Annotated in this window: 20 protein-coding genes and 1 pseudogene; 14 read left to right on the forward strand and 7 right to left on the reverse strand. The window is 41.3% G+C overall.

From position 1 onward, the window contains the following. The first annotated feature begins 102 nt into the window (after positions 1 to 102). The 4 genes from J7I96_RS13910 to J7I96_RS13925 all read left to right on the forward strand — a co-directional run bounded on the left by J7I96_RS13910 (position 103) and on the right by J7I96_RS13925 (position 2,895). Positions 103 to 279 (forward strand): hypothetical protein, encoded by a 177-nt coding sequence (locus J7I96_RS13910; RefSeq protein WP_164855090.1) that lies wholly within the window; start codon positions 103 to 105, stop codon positions 277 to 279. A gap of 253 nt (positions 280 to 532) precedes the next feature. Next, positions 533 to 1,237: a hypothetical protein gene (locus J7I96_RS13915; protein WP_214923484.1), complete on the forward strand. Its 705-nt coding sequence runs from the start codon at positions 533 to 535 to the stop codon at positions 1,235 to 1,237. A 240-nt stretch (positions 1,238 to 1,477) separates the two neighbouring features. Continuing rightward, positions 1,478 to 2,347 carry an RNA polymerase sigma-70 factor gene (locus J7I96_RS13920; protein WP_214923487.1) on the forward strand — a complete coding sequence of 290 codons (870 nt, stop codon included), beginning with the start codon at positions 1,478 to 1,480 and terminating at the stop codon, positions 2,345 to 2,347. Positions 2,348 to 2,433: 86 nt separating this feature from the next. Continuing rightward, positions 2,434 to 2,895, forward strand: coding sequence for a carboxymuconolactone decarboxylase family protein (locus J7I96_RS13925; RefSeq protein ID WP_054399644.1), 462 nt, complete (start codon positions 2,434 to 2,436; stop codon positions 2,893 to 2,895). Between the two features lie 65 nt (positions 2,896 to 2,960). Here the strand turns inward: J7I96_RS13925 and J7I96_RS13930 are convergent, their stop codons facing one another. The 3 genes from J7I96_RS13930 to J7I96_RS13940 all read right to left on the reverse strand — a co-directional run bounded on the left by J7I96_RS13930 (position 2,961) and on the right by J7I96_RS13940 (position 4,532). Beyond that, positions 2,961 to 3,188: a hypothetical protein gene (locus tag J7I96_RS13930; RefSeq protein WP_214923489.1), complete on the reverse strand. Its 228-nt coding sequence runs from the start codon at positions 3,186 to 3,188 to the stop codon at positions 2,961 to 2,963. Further along, positions 3,188 to 3,508, reverse strand: a complete 321-nt coding sequence (locus J7I96_RS13935) for a YbjQ family protein (RefSeq protein WP_095391560.1) — start codon at positions 3,506 to 3,508, stop codon at positions 3,188 to 3,190. Before J7I96_RS13935 ends, J7I96_RS13930 begins: the two co-directional genes overlap by 1 nt. A 334-nt stretch (positions 3,509 to 3,842) precedes the next feature. Beyond that, positions 3,843 to 4,532 carry a response regulator transcription factor gene (locus J7I96_RS13940; protein WP_214923491.1) on the reverse strand — a complete coding sequence of 230 codons (690 nt, stop codon included), beginning with the start codon at positions 4,530 to 4,532 and terminating at the stop codon, positions 3,843 to 3,845. A 252-nt stretch (positions 4,533 to 4,784) separates the two neighbouring features. Here J7I96_RS13940 and J7I96_RS13945 point away from each other — a divergent pair. From J7I96_RS13945 to J7I96_RS13965, 5 genes and pseudogenes are all read left to right on the forward strand, one after another. Further along, positions 4,785 to 6,535, forward strand: a pseudogene (locus J7I96_RS13945) (LytS/YhcK type 5TM receptor domain-containing protein). After that, on the forward strand, positions 6,532 to 7,278 hold the full coding sequence (locus J7I96_RS13950) for a LytR/AlgR family response regulator transcription factor (RefSeq protein ID WP_214923493.1): 747 nt from the start codon (positions 6,532 to 6,534) through the stop codon (positions 7,276 to 7,278). Before J7I96_RS13945 ends, J7I96_RS13950 begins: the two are co-directional and overlap by 4 nt. 141 nt (positions 7,279 to 7,419) lie before the next feature. Then, entirely contained in the window at positions 7,420 to 9,213 is a 1,794-nt protein-coding gene (cstA, locus tag J7I96_RS13955; protein WP_063575196.1) for a carbon starvation protein CstA, read from the forward strand. Between the two features lie 144 nt (positions 9,214 to 9,357). After that, positions 9,358 to 9,513 (forward strand): DUF1540 domain-containing protein, encoded by a 156-nt coding sequence (locus J7I96_RS13960; RefSeq protein ID WP_065421101.1) that lies wholly within the window; start codon positions 9,358 to 9,360, stop codon positions 9,511 to 9,513. Positions 9,514 to 9,644: 131 nt separating this feature from the next. After that, positions 9,645 to 10,007: a hypothetical protein gene (locus J7I96_RS13965; protein ID WP_214923495.1), complete on the forward strand. Its 363-nt coding sequence runs from the start codon at positions 9,645 to 9,647 to the stop codon at positions 10,005 to 10,007. 238 nt (positions 10,008 to 10,245) lie between these two features. Here the strand turns inward: J7I96_RS13965 and J7I96_RS13970 are convergent, their stop codons facing one another. The 4 genes from J7I96_RS13970 to J7I96_RS13985 all read right to left on the reverse strand — a co-directional run bounded on the left by J7I96_RS13970 (position 10,246) and on the right by J7I96_RS13985 (position 13,257). Then, the gene (locus J7I96_RS13970; protein ID WP_214923496.1) at positions 10,246 to 10,899 is read right to left on the reverse strand and encodes an O-methyltransferase; all 654 of its coding nucleotides are present in this window, start codon (positions 10,897 to 10,899) and stop codon (positions 10,246 to 10,248) included. After that, complete coding sequence (locus J7I96_RS13975; protein ID WP_214923498.1) at positions 10,896 to 11,210, reverse strand: hypothetical protein; 315 nt, start codon at positions 11,208 to 11,210, stop codon at positions 10,896 to 10,898. Before J7I96_RS13975 ends, J7I96_RS13970 begins: the two co-directional genes overlap by 4 nt. A gap of 393 nt (positions 11,211 to 11,603) precedes the next feature. Further along, positions 11,604 to 12,032: a MarR family winged helix-turn-helix transcriptional regulator gene (locus J7I96_RS13980; RefSeq protein ID WP_095391529.1), complete on the reverse strand. Its 429-nt coding sequence runs from the start codon at positions 12,030 to 12,032 to the stop codon at positions 11,604 to 11,606. Between the two features lie 133 nt (positions 12,033 to 12,165). Beyond that, on the reverse strand, positions 12,166 to 13,257 hold the full coding sequence (locus J7I96_RS13985; RefSeq protein ID WP_214923501.1) for a low temperature requirement protein A: 1,092 nt from the start codon (positions 13,255 to 13,257) through the stop codon (positions 12,166 to 12,168). 174 nt (positions 13,258 to 13,431) lie between these two features. Here J7I96_RS13985 and J7I96_RS13990 point away from each other — a divergent pair, with 174 nt between their 5' ends. The 5 genes from J7I96_RS13990 to J7I96_RS14010 all read left to right on the forward strand — a co-directional run bounded on the left by J7I96_RS13990 (position 13,432) and on the right by J7I96_RS14010 (position 17,798). After that, positions 13,432 to 13,992: an NADPH-dependent FMN reductase gene (locus J7I96_RS13990; protein ID WP_214923503.1), complete on the forward strand. Its 561-nt coding sequence runs from the start codon at positions 13,432 to 13,434 to the stop codon at positions 13,990 to 13,992. 173 nt (positions 13,993 to 14,165) lie between these two features. Then, the gene (gene ycaC / locus J7I96_RS13995; protein WP_048681500.1) at positions 14,166 to 14,807 is read left to right on the forward strand and encodes an isochorismate family cysteine hydrolase YcaC; all 642 of its coding nucleotides are present in this window, start codon (positions 14,166 to 14,168) and stop codon (positions 14,805 to 14,807) included. 194 nt (positions 14,808 to 15,001) lie between these two features. Beyond that, a complete protein-coding gene (locus J7I96_RS14000) occupies positions 15,002 to 15,172 on the forward strand; it encodes a hypothetical protein (protein ID WP_214923506.1) in 171 nt (56 codons plus the stop codon). Between the two features lie 296 nt (positions 15,173 to 15,468). Beyond that, positions 15,469 to 17,535, forward strand: a complete 2,067-nt coding sequence (locus tag J7I96_RS14005; RefSeq protein WP_214923509.1) for a BglG family transcription antiterminator — start codon at positions 15,469 to 15,471, stop codon at positions 17,533 to 17,535. Next, a complete protein-coding gene (locus J7I96_RS14010) occupies positions 17,532 to 17,798 on the forward strand; it encodes a PTS sugar transporter subunit IIB (RefSeq protein WP_215048086.1) in 267 nt (88 codons plus the stop codon). Before J7I96_RS14005 ends, J7I96_RS14010 begins: the two co-directional genes overlap by 4 nt. The last annotated feature ends 7 nt before the right edge of the window (positions 17,799 to 17,805 follow it).

Below are 17,805 nucleotides of genomic sequence, written 5' to 3' on the forward strand. Positions count from 1 at the left end.
AACGAACTACAGGAATGCTAAACTGGTAGTTTAGCTAAAAAAATTGTATTACTTTTCATCAATTGGGAAATTATATGAATAAGCGAGAAGGAGGGAACAGAGATGGAAGTAAATATGAGTGTTGAAGAAGTCGTGAATCAAATTTCTGCATTGGTAGAAAAAGAAGGGAAGCCACCTCGAAAGAAAGAGGTAAAGAAGTCAGATCCGGAGTTAATGAAAAATGCATTGTATTATTTTCCTAGTTGGGATACTGCAGTGGAACATAGCATTGGATCTTAACCAAAACATTTATTTTTCAATTAGTACATATAAGACAAGGGAAGTTATGAAGGCCGCCAATTGGCGGCCTTTTGAACGTGCAATTCTTCTTTACATCATCATACATTCAAACTATCTATCGAGTGGTTTAGTTGAAAGTGAGTATCGATCTTTTTTAGTCGATAAAGTCTGATATTCAATGAAACGTAGTGTAACTTTTTTCCATATGGGACCGTATAATAATTTGTTAAAAACACATGAAAAGAGGGTTCCAATGAAAAAGATATGGTTGATTTTGGCAGCCGTTTTTTTGGTAACAGGACTTGGTGCTTGTATAGGAGTCCAGGAGGGAAATAAGGAATCACCGCCAATTTCAGAAAAGCCAAATGATAATCCTAAGCAAAACGACGGGCAAGATGAAGGTCCTTCAGGTGAACCGGTCGATGATCCGGCAAAAGATCGGCCAAATACGAAAACGGATACGATCATATTGGAAGGTATGGAAGAACCATTCCAATTCACGCTTCATCACAGTCAGGCATTGGGATTCTCAACCTACATCGTGGATGATATGGTCGTTGAAGAGGCTAGTTCTGGTGAAGGAGATGCAATGATTGTTTTTGCAAATTTTGCAGGCAAGAGAAATGAGGATGCCAAAGTTCAGATATTTTCCAACAGTGAGGGGACGAATGCGACAATAGAAGAAAAGAAGGAGTTTGCGAGGGAAGTTGTGATAAGCAATGGCTTTGAGATAAAACAGCCATCTGATAACACGCCTAAGCGATTCGATTGGTCTGAGGTCGAATTTGACATTAGTAAGAAAGACAGTAATTATTCCATAGTGGGTACAGTGTCGGTTTTTCAACAGGGTGACCGCGTTTACTATGCGATCGTTCAATACCCGGAAGAATATGAAGAAGGCTTCATACCGCGGGTCGTAAAAATGTTTGATGATATCGTATGGTATGAAACACCTTGATAAATGAGTATCCGAAAGTGGGTACACCACCATAAGGGGGGCATAAGAAGGAAACCTGTTGAACGGTAGGGAGCTAGTTTGTCTACAGTCTGAGGGCAGCTCTTTGGCTGCTCTTTTTATGCTGTTTGAATGATAGTTCTGTCTGCTTTAAACAAGGTGAAGAAGGATATATGATGGGGTTAGAGAATAAATAGTCATAGGTTTTCGAAAAACGAATTTGATAGAAAATAGGTGAAGCAAGTGGAGTTGGATACATTATATAAGACATATCGACCTTTTCTTTTTTCCATCGCATACCGGATGCTTGGATCGGTTACCGATGCAGAAGATATCGTTCATGATTTATTCCTGCAGCTTAAGCTTGATACCGCCGAAATTAAGGACATGAAAGCATATCTTGCGAAAATGACGACAAATCGCTGTTTGAATTTTTTAAAGTCAGCCCGTAAGAGAAGAGAGGTTTACACAGGACCTTGGCTGCCGGAACCTCGGGTGAACGAAACAGATCAGCCTCTGGATAAGGTTGTAACGGATGAAACGGTTGCATATGCCTTCCTCGTTTTGCTGGAACAGCTTTCACCTGTTGAAAGAGCGGTTTTCGTGCTTAGGGAAGCCTTCACTTACAGCTATGAAGATATCGCCGAGATGCTGGAAAAGAATGAAGTGAACTGCAGAAAGATCTATAGCCGGGCTAAGCGGAAATTACAGGATGATAGGCCAGTCTACCCGGAGGATACGAAACATGTCGATCTTTTGGCAAAAAAATTCATAAAAGCATCTGCGACAGGAAACTTTGAGGAGTTTTTGGATCTTCTTACAGAAGATGTTGTCCTTGTTACTGACGGTGGAGGAAAAGTGCGTTCAGCATTGAATCCAATTGTGACCAGACAGCGCGTATTCGCCTTTCTTAAAGGCGTTTCTGCTAAAGGAGGCTTCATGGGAGAACTTCTTCCGGTGATGGTCAATGGCCAGGAGGGAATTTTGCAAATGAAAGAAGGAAAGCCTATCAAAGTCATCTGCTTTGAATTAGATCCAAAACAAAAAAATATCCGCAAAATCTTCATTGTCACCAATCCCGATAAATTAAATCATATTCCTGTGATAGATTGAGGGGTCTTTTTTTTTTGATGTCACAAATCAAACCTTTATTTTGTCTTATAAGTGGAACCTAAAAAGATTTAATGGAGGAGATTGACATGGAACAACGGATTAACTATATGAAGACAAATCGTGAAGTGGTCAAATTAATGATGGGTTTGGAGGAGTACAAGAAAACAACGGAAATCGATAGCGCTTTAATCGAATTGATTAAAATCCGCGCGTCTCAAATCAATGGCTGTGCGTACTGCTTGGATATGCATACAAAGGATGCCCGGGCAATGGGTGAAACGGAACAAAGAATTTACTGTTTGAGTGCTTGGCGTGAAACACCATTCTATTCTGATTCGGAAAGGGCAGCGCTGGAATTGACGGAAGCGGTCACGGCCATTTCTGCCAACGGTGTACCTGATGAACTGTATGAGAGGGTCCGCCTTCATTTTGATGAAAAACAATATATCGATCTCGTTACCATAATCATCACGATCAATGGCTGGAACCGATTGGCCATTTCAGCCCAAAACATACCAGGGCACTATAAGCCTGTAATGGAAAAATAATGTCGTTATCAAAACCCCTTGTATGATTACAAGGGGTTTTAATTGTAAAAATCGTGGCCTTTTAATTATTTTTCTTTTTTATAAAAGCGTTCACCCGTATCAGAATTATAATACACCCTTGTTTTTTCTCCTGTCACGGGGTCTATATTTATTTCATCCGTCGATTGAAATCCATCGGGAACTTTTACCCCGTGATTGCGTTTAAACCGTTTATCATAGATAAAGTATCCAAGTAAAATGCATAAGATAACTATAATAAGTTGTAATATATAGTACCCTATGATGAATTTCATTATATTTTCTCCACAATGACGGCGGTTCCATATGCAACAATTTCGCTCATATTCGTACCGATTTCCCCAGAATCATATCTCATCATTATAATTGCGTTTGCACCCATTTCAGTGGCATTTTTTATCATACGGTCCATAGCTTCTTTTCTTGAATCTTCAAGCATCGCTGTATATTGCTTGATCTCCCCGCCTACCAGGGATTTTAACCCTGCCATGATATCGCCGCCAATCCCTCTGCTTCTTACAATTAGACCGAAGGCAGGCCCTTTTACCTCTACAATTTTGTATCCTTCAATTTTTTCTGTGGTAACTACCAACACATTAATCGCCTCCGCTTATTTACTTTATCATTTACAACTTCTCATGAAATTTTCCTGAACTGAAAGCATGAACAAATGAGCTTAAATATTCCATGCAGTTCCTTTTTTATCAAGCGCAATAATCATTCCATTAAATTTTAACATAATATAAGCTTTATCCCTCTTCAATAGGTAACATATTTCGGGTAAGCATAAAAAATCCCATTTCGCAGAAAAGAAATGGGATTAAATTCATAAGTGTTTTTACTGCTGTTTTTTGATTGTTATAAATGTGTAGATTTATATGCGAATTGCACACCTTCAAAATGAATTTCGCTTTTTATTTCCAAAAGTACTATAAATTGCGGTTTTCCAGCTTCACTTCATGAAGAATTTCATCCAATTTATTTTCATAATGCAAGCTGATTAATTGTGATCTGGAGGCCACGTCTAATTCTTCAAACAATTTATTTATATGGTTACGAACTGTAGAAACACTAATATGCAGATTATCAGCTATTTCTTTATCTTTGAGACCTTGCGTTATATTCTGGATGATCCGCAATTCAACTTTATTTTTCGGTTCCCTGGTGATTAAAGCCGATCTATCTGTTTTTATTATTTCTTCAATTAATAATTTCTCACGGTACACATGTAACTCGTAGGAGATTTGATTAGCGAGCATTTCAGAAATCATTTTGAAATTTTCACTATCATCCGTTGTGAATATACCTACATAGCCCTGCAATTCCTTATTTCTAATTTTATGGAAGGGGGAAGCTATAACACTAAAATCCTTTCCGGAAATTTGATTTTTAGTTTTTACAGTCGTATTTTGCAATGAACTTAAAATAAATGCATTATTTTCAACAGATTCTCCTATAACCAATTTACATAAATCCTTATTTTCATCATTACTTTTGGAATATAAAACATTTAGCTCTTTATCATAGATAAATATAGTAGTTACAAAATCAAATTCGAAATTCTTAATACTATTCAATACTTTTTTACTGATATAAATGATTTGATTTCTCAATTCCATATTCATACCTCATACTCGTTCCTAAAATGAAATAACCTGTTTACTTTCCTCGTTTAACAATAAACTATTTTTGGGTGTGTAGGGTTCCAAAAATGACGACTGCTATTCCAGAAATGATACGGCACGTCGGGTTGGATTTTATTCAATTGCTAACTTATTTACACACCCATCTCCTAAACCTAAAACAAAATTCGACAAGGATTTCATGGCTGGTGTAAGATGAATGAAAAAGCCAGAAATGGGGTGAATCCTTTGGTTGATTTATTACCGTCGCTGTTTGAAAAAGTGGGGATCATCGTAATTGCTGCCTTCCTGCTTTCTTATATGAAACCCTTTCGGCAAATGATAGGCCATGAACATGAAATGTCGAAGAAAATCATGTTTATCGCACTTTTTGGAACATTCGGCATCATAAGTAACTATACTGGGATTGAAATCGGAACTCATGCCTTGCCGGAGGGTGATTGGCATGCTGAGATTGCTCCCGATAACGCGATTGCCAACACAAGAATTATGGGCGTGGCTATCGGCGGTCTGCTGGGAGGACCCTTTGTTGGGTTGGGAGTAGGTTTGATTGCGGGGCTTCACCGTTATTTTCTCGGAGGCTTTACGGCGGGGGCTTGTGCTGTCGCTGCGATTTTGGCTGGGATTTTATCTGGTCTTTTGGGTAAAAGGCGGCGAAAGCATGGGACGATCACCCCTTGGTTTGCCCTTCCCATTTGCATGGCTTTGGAAGCGATCCAAATGGGCATCATCCTGGTGACGGCCAAACCATTTGAAAGGGCGTGGGAGCTCGTACAAGTAATCGGGATTCCCATGATCATCATCAATGGGTTCGGGACTTTACTATTCATGCTCATCATTCAGTCGATCACAAGGGACGAAGCAAGGACCCGGGCCGTACAAACCAATCTTGCGTTCCTGATTGCGGATCAGACTTTGCCCTTTTTCCGGCAAGGTCTGAATCAAACTTCATGCAAGAGAATAGCCCAAATCATCTTGGGTCTGACTGAAGCCGATGCCGTGGCCATTACTAATGAACATAGCGTGCTTGCCCATGTTGGTGCTGCGTCAGATCACCATGTCCCTAAGGTGGGGATAGCGACAGGTTTAACGAAACAAGCCCTTGAACAAGGGAAAATCATCGTGGCCAAAACAAAAAAGGACATCTATTGCTTTCATGATCAATGTCCATTGCAAGCGGCCGTAGTCCTGCCGTTGCAGGTCCAACAGAAAACGGTCGGGACTTTGAAGATGTATTTCAAGCATCCGGATAAATTAAGCCAAGTGGAACAAGAGTTAGCTGAAGGGTTGGCCAAATTATTTTCCACTCAATTGGAACTGGCGAAAGCGGAAATGCAAACGAAATTATTGAAAGATGCTGAAATTAAAGCATTGCAGGCACAGGTCCATCTTTATTCAATGCAATCAATACGATATCCGTTCTATGCCGGACGGATGTCGAGAAGGCAAGAAGTTTATTGCAGGAGCTCAGTGCCTTCTTTCGCTCTAATTTACAAGGGGCCCGCCAAATGCTGGTGCCGCTAGAAAAGGAATTGGAGCATGTTAACGCATATTTATCACTGGAGCAGGCGCGTTTTCCAGATAAATATCAAATCGATTATTGCATTGAGCCAAGGCTTAAAGAAGTTCTCATCCCTCCATTCACATTGCAGCCGCTTGTTGAGAATGCGGTACACCATGCATTTCCACATGTGAAAAACAAAGGCCAAATCATCATTCACGCATACTTTAAAGACGATGCGGTGCACATTGCTGTGGAGGATAACGGAAAAGGGATTCCGGGCGGGAGAATAGATGAATTGGGCAAGCATGCTGTAGAATCGGCTAAGGGAACAGGAACGGCCCTTCATAATATCAGTGAACGGCTGGAAGGGATCTATAAAGGTCAGGCCAGCCTCTCGATCGAAAGTGAAGCGGGACAAGGAACCAAAGTGAACATATCAATACCACTCAACGAAAAAGGAGTATGGCAACGATGATGAAAGCATTTATCGTAGAGGATGAACCACTGGCTAGAGATGAATTGAAATATCTGCTGAAGAGAAGCAGGCAAGTTGAAGTCGTGGGTGAGGCCGAGGGGATAGAAGATGCCATGAGGGATATCTCCCGCCTTAAACCGGAACTTGTCTTTTTGGACATTGAGCTTGCAGATGGCAATGGTTTGCATTTGGCTAAGCAATTGGCGGAACTTGACCCCGCACCTTCGCTCATTTTTGCGACCGCTTATGATGAGTTTGCCCTCCAAGCCTTCGAGTTATATGCATTTGATTATTTATTAAAGCCCTTTAATGAAAAAAGGATACGTCAAACATTGGATAAGCTCATGAAGCAGCGTCAAATCGGGAAAGAAGAATCCGGAACAACAGCTCCCGCCAGCCGAATGGCGGTGGAACAGACAGGTAAATTGGCTGTAGTGATAGATGATCGCATCGTTTTGATCGACCGGGATCATATTTTGTTCATAGGACTCGTGGAAGGAAAGACGGTCATAAAAACCGGGGAAAATGAATATAAAATCGGCGACCCTCTCATCGTTCTTGAAAAGAAGCTCGATAAGCGCTCATTTTTACGGGTGCATCGAAGTTTTATCGTGAATGTCATCCATATATCCGAAATACAGCCTTGGTTCAACTCGACTTATAATCTCATTATGAGCGACGGATCGAACATCCCGGTAAGCCGGACGTATGTAAAGGAGCTAAAGCAGCTGATCGGTTTTTAAAAATTTTCATAATTCTGCATTTTAACTTCTTCATAATGCAGTCCATCCCTCGATATCTGCATTATAACTTGAAAACCCATTGAATTCGCTTTCATTGTGATATCATTTTTTTACGATGTAAGTAATAGAGGGGGTTCAAATATGAATGCGGTTACAATTGTCATAGGCTCCATTTGTATATTAATGATTGCCTACCGTTTATACGGGACATTCATAGCACTCAAAGTATTAAAACTTGATGATTCCAAGCCGACACCGGCCCATAAATTAGAAGATGGAAAAGATTATGTTCCAACAAATAAATGGGTGGCATTCGGCCACCATTTTGCAGCCATTGCAGCGGCTGGTCCTTTGGTGGGACCCATCCTTGCTGCACAATTCGGGTATTTGCCAAGTTTATTATGGCTACTGATCGGGGCTGTAATCGGGGGAGCCGTCCATGATGCCGTCGTGCTTTTCGCATCGATGCGTAAAGATGGCAAATCCCTTTCGGAAGTTGCAAAAGAAGAACTTGGACCTGTAGCAGGCTTCTGTACAGGACTCGCGATGCTTTTTATCATCACGATCACGATGGCAGGGCTTTCAATGGTCGTTCTGCATGCTCTGGAAAACAATCCATGGGGGACGTTCGCTGTCGGGATCACCATTCCGATCGCCATGGGTGTAGGGCTTTACCATAAAAAAACCGGCAACCTGAAAGGGGCGACCATCGTCGGGTTCGGGCTCATCATGGCCGCAATTTTACTTGGGCCGAACATTCAAGGAACGGCACTTGGCGACTTATTGACACTTGAGGCGAGCACACTTGCCATCATTTTGCCGATCTATGCTTTCTTCGCAGCCGCCTTGCCTGTTTGGCTGCTGCTGGCACCTCGTGATTACCTGAGTACCTTCATGAAAATCGGTGTATTTGCCGCACTGATCATCGGCGTTTTCGTAGTGAATCCAGAAATCCAGTTTCCTGCGTTTACCGAATTCATTAATGGCGGGGGCCCGATCGTAGCCGGTCCTGTTTGGCCATTCATTTCAATCACCATCGCCTGTGGCGCGATTTCAGGATTCCATGCATTTGTCGGATCAGGCACAACTCCAAAAATGTTAAACCGATGGAGTGATATCAAATCCGTTGGTTTCGGGGCGATGCTTGTGGAATGTGTCGTTGCCATCATGGCATTGATTGCTGCGGTTTCACTGCAGCCAGGAGATTATTTTGCGATTAACTCCACACCTGAAGTATTTCAAACATTAGGTATGGAAACCGTACACCTTGACGAACTCAGTGAAGAAATCGGCATTAATCTGGAGGGACGGACAGGCGGGGCCGTTACACTTGCTGTCGGCATGACCTATATTTTCACCGAAATACCCTTCTTTGACAAATTAGCTTCATTTTTCTTCCAATTCGTCATCATGTTCGAGGCGGTGTTCATATTAACTGCCATCGATTCAGGGACACGTGTTGCCCGTTACTTAATCCAGGACTTCTTCGGGGAGTTCTATAAACCATTAAAACGAGTCGACTGGCTGCCGGGGAACATATTCGCCAGCGCATTAGCCTGCTTTATCTGGGGATATCTGCTTTACTCTGGGGACATCGGTTCGATCTGGGCACTCTTTGGCGTATCCAACCAGCTCATGGCTTCGATTGGACTCATCATCGGTGCGACCGTCGTACTGAAAATCGCAGACAAACGCTGGTATATCTGGACATGCCTCGTACCCCTTGCCTACTTATATGTAACAGTCAATGTAGCAGGGTACTGGATGGTGAAAAACGTATACCTGAACCCGGACTCTGCAGGATTCAGCATCTTGAACGGAATACTATCGATCACCATGTTAATTCTGGGCTTGATCATCCTGGTTGCCGCCTTGAAAAAATGGCGGGAGCTTTGGAAAATCCCTCAAGCAGAACTATTGAAAAGATCCGCATAAGCATATAAAAAATCCGGGCGGAAACTGCCCGGATTTTTGTTCGTTATGATGCCCGCAATTAAAATTAAGACACCAAAACCTGAAAAAGGAAAGTATCAATAACCCCAACTTTGTTAATGATAGCAAATGAGGAGGTGTGATAAGATGGCAAAAGATGTACTATGTGAAGTGAATAATTGTAAATATTGGGATTCTGGAAACAAATGCAGCGCAGATGCTATTTATGTTGTCAGCCATAAAGGGAAGCAAGCATCAAATAGCAAAGAAACGGATTGCAAAACATTTGATCCAGAAATTTAAAACATCGGGGGTAACCATCAACTGGTTACCCTTCTTTCATTTTATTATTGATAATAAAAATCATTTTCATTCAAGAATATAGAAATTCATTTTAATTTTCTTCATGAAAAGGGAATATGGGTGACAATATCGTGGCTTTGAGCGATATATTCGTGATTTTGGCCGATATAAACTCAAGTTTGATGGATAAAATCGTGATTCTAATCGATATCCCCGCAAATTCGCCGTTTACTCGTGAATTTGGGCGTTTTACTCGTGAGTTTGAGGAGTTTACTTGTGAGTTTAGGCGTTTTACTCGTAAGTTTGAGCAGTTTACTCGTGAGTTTGGGCGTTTTACTCGTGAGTTTGGGCGGTTTACTCGTGAATTTGAGCAGTTTACTCGTGAATTTGGGCGGTTTACTCGTAAGTTTGAGCAGTTTACTCGTGAGTTTGGGCGTTTTACTCGTGAGTTTGGGCGATTTACTCGTGAATTCGCACATTACTCGAGAGAGTGAGCGATAAACTCGAGTTTGATTGATATAAACTCAAGTTTGATCGATATATTAGAAATTTTGGTCGATAAAATTAAAAGTTCGAGCGATATTCACGAGAGTTCGTGCGAGCAGTTTACTCGTGAGTTTGGGCGGTTTACTCGTGAGTTTGGGCGGTTTACTCGTGAATTTGGGCGGTTTACTCGTGAGTTTGGGCAGTTTACTCGTGAGTTTGGGCACTTTACTCGTGAATTCGCACTATTTACTGGTGAGTTTGATCGATTATTACTTTTGAAAGGGTCAGCCCGTCACCGATTGGGATTAGCATGGATTCCAGTTGAGGATGTTTGGCCACGGTTTCATTGAATGCCTTCATAAAGGCAGTGTGACGTTTAGATTCAGCATCCGGATCTGCGACACTGCCCCTTGCAAGTACGTTATCCATGACGATTAAAGCGCCTGGTTCTGCGAGTTTTATGCAATATTGCAGGTAGTTTTCATAATTGTCCTTGTCAGCATCTATAAAGAAGAAATCAAATTTCTTGTTATCATGAGCGAGTTTTTCAAGGCTTTGCAGGGCTTCTCCGGTCATATAGGATACTTGATCGCCAAAGCCAGCTTTGGTTAGATTGCGATAAGCTAATTTTGCGTATTCCTCCTGTAATTCAAGGGAGGTTAATTTACCTTCACTGCCGAAACCTCTGGCAAGGCAGATCCCGCTATAGCCTCCAAGAGCGCCTATTTCCAACACATTTTTAGCTCCTGAAATCGATATGAGCATGGTAAGTAGTTTTCCAGATGAGGGAGATACAGATATGGACGGCATACCGTTTTCTTGTATGGACGCAATGACTTCTTCCAAGAGATCGTCTTTAGAATAAAATAATGAATCGATATAACTGTTAATTTGTTTCATTCATTTCCATTCCTTTCTTGCCATGATTGGAAAGTTTCCTTTTCGGCTGCTTCTTCATTTTCTTGTATTTCGAATAATTGAATGAATTCGTTGATTAACATATCAATCGCTTTTAATTCACCGACTAAGATTTGCTGAATGGATTGAAATTCTGGTTGATCTAACTGTACCTTAATGGTTGAACGTTTAAGGTTCATCATGTCTAAAAAAGCGATGGCTCTTCCGCGGCGAAACGTTTTTGGGCCCCGATGGTGTGAACCATGGTCTTTTCCTCTGTGATGTCCATTCTTATTCGATTTTTCATTTCTCATGTAGAAAACCTCTTTCTTTGTATACATACGTATACACTTTTCAATCTTATTTTAAATGTATACGTATGTATACAAAATGTCAAATGGCAATCGAATAGAAAAATTAAACTAGAAGTTTGTCTAAATTGAGAATTCGTTATTTAAAGGGGCAAAAAGTACTTACATTCAAAGATTTTTTTTGCAATAGTTACAAATAGACCGGCTGGTATGGCGGGGGTGTGCTACGGAAATGGATACAAAATATTACCGGCAGCTGCTGCCTCTGGTTCATCACTTGTATTTAAAATTAGTTTGATTCGCCAAAGTGAATGTGGTGCTTTCATTGTTCATGAAAAAACCGAGTAATAAAGATAGAAAAACAGATCACCATTCAAACGGGTGATCTGTTTTTTATTATTTTTGAACCTTACTAAGTAAATCCAAAAGCTGCTGTTTTTCCGTCTCATTCAAGTTGGCAAACTGTGATGCCTGAAAATGCTCTTGTTTTGGAACGACTTCATGAAAAAACTCTTTACCTTCCTCAGTCAAAGATAGGTACTTCGTTTTCCATTCCTGTTCCCGTTTAATCAATCCCAACTCTTCCATTTTCCTTAATAGTTGAGTGATATTGCCTTTCGTCACAAAAAGCTTGTTTGCCAGTTCTTGCTGAGACAATCGTTCATGGGAACCCACTTGAACCAAGATATCGAATTGGGCTGCCGATAGATTCCATTTCTTTAAATGTTGATTGGATTCCCGGATACTCTGGTTATATATCCGTGTGATCCGGAACCATAACATTAAACCTAGTCTTTCCTCATTATTAGATGTGGAGGGATGCATGAATGTCACCTCATACTTTCTTTGTTCCAATCAGTTTATGAATAAACCAAATGTGTGTCAAATGCAAAAACTTCCAACTTTGATATGAAGAAACCAGTATTATCGTATGATACTGGTTTCCTTGAATCCTTTATTATGTAGTCGTTAGTTTAGCATAGATGATAAAGAACAATGTTAATTCGGCTATTATCACAACATTCGGTACCCCGACAAACAAATTAAAAATAAAAAAGACGGCTAAAATCCCTAAAAATAACCCTAAATGATATATTTGCAACCGCTGGTGCTTATGTCTATATTGGTGGAAAACAAACGTGGCTGACATGAAATAGAGCAATACGGAACCAAAAACAAAATAGAGGATAAATGAATAATGTACTTCATGTAAAAACAATAACCTGATGGCTGCTGCAATCATGCTTATAGACATTAAAATAAACAGATGACCGTAAATGATGATTTGGCCGGAAGATTGTACAGATTTGTCGACTTTCTTCTCCATGTTATCGAAATATTGCCACCACATGGCTATTATCAGGGCAAATGAAATGATGGAAAAGGCTATCGAATCCCAATTTCCTTGTTTAGGCTGAATGACCGCAAGCGTGCTGACAAGAGCTTCCCCAAAGAGAATGATGGTAAATAGGCCAAAGCGCTCCAACAGGTGGGCCGTATTTGTGGGAACCTTTTCCAAGCACTTTCTTCCAAGGATCGGGACAATGATATCGACCAGGATGCCTAAATACAGCACAGCATACCTAAGCCAAGAATCAAAAAAGACGGAGAATAGTGAAATGGCGATTCCAATCCAGAAATACCTTCCCAAAAAGAGTGCTGCCTTTTTTCGAAATCCCTTTTCTATCCGCTGTACAACGAGATATTGGATAGCAGTAACGGCTCTTAGACCAATATAACCAATTAAAAAAGAAAGGTAATAAGGATTGAAATCCGCAGATAAGCTTGATGTCATGATCAGGACAAAAAACATTTGCAAGATCAAAAATAGCCGTTGATGAAATACATCCTTTCCAAACCGGTTAATAAATATGGTTTGCCCTACCCAAGCCCACCAGATAGGAATAAAAATCAGCACGAACTTTAATAAATACTCTGGATGGATATATCCATCTTCAACATGCAGTAAAACATGAGTTGCGCCCGCAACGGCCGCCACAAATAACAAATCATAAAAGAGCTCTAACCATGTAACTTTCTTTTCATCCATTTCTGCACTCCTCCCAACGCCTTATAGGTTATAGTATGTTGGAAATATTCAGAAAATGGAAGAGGTCTATTAAGTTAAGCCAAATTAATACATACAAGGTGTAATTAGGAATAACGTCACTTTTTTACTTTTGGTACATTATGGTACTATAGGTGAAAACAGGGAGGGAAGTAGATGACCAGGACCATCGGCCTTATTTGCGGCAGTTTACGGGAAAATTCTTATAATCGAATCATTGCTCAATCATTGACAGATATGGTTGATTCGTATCAATTTCGCTGGATCGAAATTAATGATCTTCCGTTTTTTAACGAAGACCTAGAAATTAGCGGGGTTCCAGAAACGGTGACATTATTTAAATCCGCCATCCAGGACGTCGACGGTATCATTATCGTAAGTCCAGAGTACAATTCTGGAATGCCAGGCGTATTAAAAAATGCATTGGACTGGGCATCAAGACCTCGGGAGTCCGCCGTACTTACCAAAAAACCAGTTGGCCTGATTGGAGCTACTCCAGGTGGAATGGGTACTGCATTTGCTCAAATGCAAATCAGGCAAGTACTGGAAGCCATGCAAGTACATGTCCTTCCATTTCAAAAAATGCTGATTTCGCAAGTACATAAAAAGATTGATTCTGATCGGAAAGTGCTTACCGACGATCAAACAAAACGTTATCTTGAGCGTTATTTACAGCAATTCATTCATTGGATCGATCACACTCCAGCTATAGATTAATCAATAATCAATGATTCTTATTATATTTATGTTTGACGGGATATAAGTTTATAGGTAAACTTATATCAATAGTCAGTTAAGTTATAAACTGATTGGAACCAACGGAGGAGTTGGGGGATTTCCCTACATATGAACTTTCTTCGATAGCTTTTAATAAAAGGAGGACTTTAAAAATGTCTGATCTCTATTCCCGTCTTTCCAAAGATGATGCTGCCGTTCTTCTGGTGGATCATCAAACCGGCCTTATTTCCGGGCTAGTGCGTGATTATGGTGTTGATGAATTCAAGAACAATGTCATGGCCCTTGCCAACACCGCAAAGTTTTTTGATTTACCGGTCATTTTAACGACAAGCTTTGAAAACGGACCAAACGGACCGCTCATGCAAGAATTGGAAGAACTTTTTCCTCACGCACCAAAAATAGCTCGGCCTGGACAAATTAACGCATGGGATAATGAAGATTTTGTTAAAGCAATCGAAGAAACTGGAAAAAAACAACTTATTATCGCGGGCGTGGTTACAGATGTCTGCGTTGCTTTCCCGGCACTTTCCGCATTGAACGCCGGTTATGAAGTATTCGCTGTCACTGATGCTTCTGGAACAGTAAGCAAACAAGTAGCTGATGCAGCATTAGCGCGCATGGCCCATGGCGGTGTGCAGCTTATGAACTGGTTTAGCGTAGCATGCGAATTACAACGTGATTGGCGCAACGATGTCGAAGGTTTTGGTGCTTTACTTTCCAGCCAGCTTCCTGGTTATCAAAATATCATCGGAAGTTATAGGGGAGCGCAGCGCGACTTCAGCAAGCAGATCTAGAGATAGAACGCAGCGATTGAATAAAGGGGGTATTTGTTCCCTCTCGGACTGTAGGCAATCTCGATGAAAATCGAGTTTGCCTACAGTTTTTTAGTATGAGTACAATTTGTCCGTCCAGGCACTCGCTTTCGGCGGGGGTCTCCCATGAACCCACTCCTGTTCCAATCTTTTAAAACAAAGTTTGGTTATCCTTCATGATTTTTTTATTGTTTTATATGGGACGAAACCATATAGGATTGAAGAAATTTGCGACACTCTGGCTAGTCGAGACCTCACAGACGCTTGCCTTGATGCGGCTTGGCAGACAGTCGGCGGAAAGGGAGCGGATTTCTGAAATCAAGCTACTTCCTCTTGAGGTTTTGTAAAATATGATCGTTTCCCTTTCATTTTGATTAGATGAAAGCTAAGTAAAACGGCTCATTCCAATCCCTCAGCTTCATCTCCGATTCCCTTTTCGGCCTCATGACCTCGCTCGCCTCCAAACTGTATAAGTATATATCTTCCAAATATATTCTGTATTGAAAACTAATTACATGCAGTATTGTGCACAAATATTTAAAGAGTATATTATTGTGCAGTACCCATGACAACATTCGGACTGAGAAACGCTACATTTTTAATAAGAAGTGAGATATCGTAGAAGCAGGGAGAGGGATTGAGAATGTTTTTAGATGAAAGAAGCGCCCATTTATTAAAACTATTACAGCATTCGCCCATTTCAAAAATGAAAGAACTTGAAGCCCAAACAGGTCTGACGAGAAGGCAGATTCAATATGGATTGAGCAAAGCGAATGACTGGCTCCAATTTCATGGCTATCAACCGATTCAATATAATCGTGAAATGGGCTACTCCTTTTCTGAAACAATCAGGGATGAAGAATTGAATGTAAAACTGACAAAACGCAATTATATATTTTCAGAGACAGATAGGGAAAAGGTTTTTTACCTCATGATCCTGTTAAGCCAAGAAGAATTGTCCGTCTATCATTTCCAGACGATCACCGGGGTTTCGCGAAATACGGTGCTGAAGGATTTAAAAAGACTTAAAGAGAAAAACAGGGACATATCGCTCAAAATCCAGTATTCCAAACAAGATGGCTACATGGTGATTGGGGACAGCCGAACAAAGAGATATATCATTGAACGTCTCGTGCATGATGTACTGAACAGTCCCAATAGTGAATGGATCATGGAGTGCATATGGGGAAATCATGAGAAGCAAATCGGCTCGATCCGGTTACAGCTTGAAAGGGCCGAACGTAAATTGGGCATCACCTTTACGGATGAACGGCTTCGTGAACTGAGCTATTTATTTCTATGTACAGATCAGCTCATAGGCAAAGGGGAAGAGTTACAGGCCGACCAGAGCTGGGCGCAGTTTGTTGCGACGGAAGAATACAAACTGGTTGAGGGGATGACCAGGACGAATGCGTTTCAATCAGTATGGAGCGAAACGGAAAACTTATACGCAGCCTTACATTTATTGAGCATGAATCGAACGAAGGATATTTCCCCGCTTAAGGATGATGAAGTCATTCAACACCTATTGCAGGAAATCGTGGAAGAGTTCGAGAGGCTGGCATTTGTTCACTTGAAGGACAAAGAGCAGCTATGCCAGCAATTATACGTTCATTTTAAACCGGCATATTATCGCCTGCGGTATGGTCTCCCGCAAATGAATCCGATGACGGGACGGGTGCAGAAGGTATATCCCGAACTGCATCATTTGACAAAAAAATCCCTGTGGGTGTTGGAGAAAGAGGTTGGCTGTCCAGTATCGGAGGAAGAAGTGGCCTATTTCACGATTTATTTTGGCGGATGGCTGCGCAGGCAAGGAACCACATTGGATGATCGAAAACGGGCGATTGTCGTATGCCCGAATGGTATCGGCATCAGCAATATCCTCATTTATACATTGAGGGAATTATTTCCTGATATTTTGTTCCTGGATGTTTTATCCGTTAGAAATGCGGCTGAATACCAACTGTCGTACGATCTTGTTTTCTCGACGGTGCATATGAGAACAAAAGCGGCATTATTCGTTGTCCCGCCTATTTTGGAAATGCAGGACAAACATACATTGCGCCAGCAGGTCATGCAGGAATTGTATGGATATACGACGGAAAGTGTGGATGTTGCAGCTTTATTAAAGATCATTTCCAAGTATGCAACCATCCATGAACAGGATCAGCTTGAAAAAGCTTTGAAGTCGAATGTGTATACACATACACCAAAAATAACCCAATTTTCTTTAAAGGAGGCAGAGAAGCCCGTGTTAGAAGAACTGCTCAATATGCAAACGATCCAATTACAGCAGAAAGTTTCCGATTGGAAAGAAGCGATTCAAGTAGCGGCCAAGCCTCTCGTGGACTTAGGTACCGTCGAAGAACGATACGTGGACGCCATGATCGAGGCCATAGAAACGAATGGGCCATATGTAGTGATAATGCCTGGAGTGGCGATTCCCCATGCACGTCCGGAGCAGGGGGTCAGGTCTTTATCCATGAGTTTGCTCAAATTGGATGAAGCCGTGGACTTCGCTCCGGATAAACCGGTTCGCCTGATTATCATTTTGGCGGCCGTAGATAACGATTCGCATCTGCGGGCATTGATCCAGCTCACTCAATTATTGAATGAGCCGGCCAATATAGAAGAAATCTTAAGCACTTCAGATAAATCGGTCCTTATGGAGTACGTTCATAAATATTCGAAGGAGGAAGCGGAATGAAAATCATGGTAGTTTGCGGAAACGGATTGGGAAGCAGCTTCATCATGGAGATGAATGTGAAGATAGCATTGACGGAAATGGGGAAGACGGCCGAGGTGGATCATACGGATCTGGCATCTGCAAAAACGGTTCAAGCTGACATTTTCCTGGGGGCGGCGGATATTGTCGGTCAGCTGGATGATGGAACCCGGACGATCGTCACATTGGAGAACATGATGAGCATCCCTGAAATCAAATCAAAATTGGAAATGCACGTAGGATAAAAAAAGG

Source organism: Bacillus sp. ISL-78, from assembly GCF_018613455.1.
Lineage (GTDB): Bacteria > Bacillota > Bacilli > Bacillales > DSM-1321 > Peribacillus > Peribacillus frigoritolerans.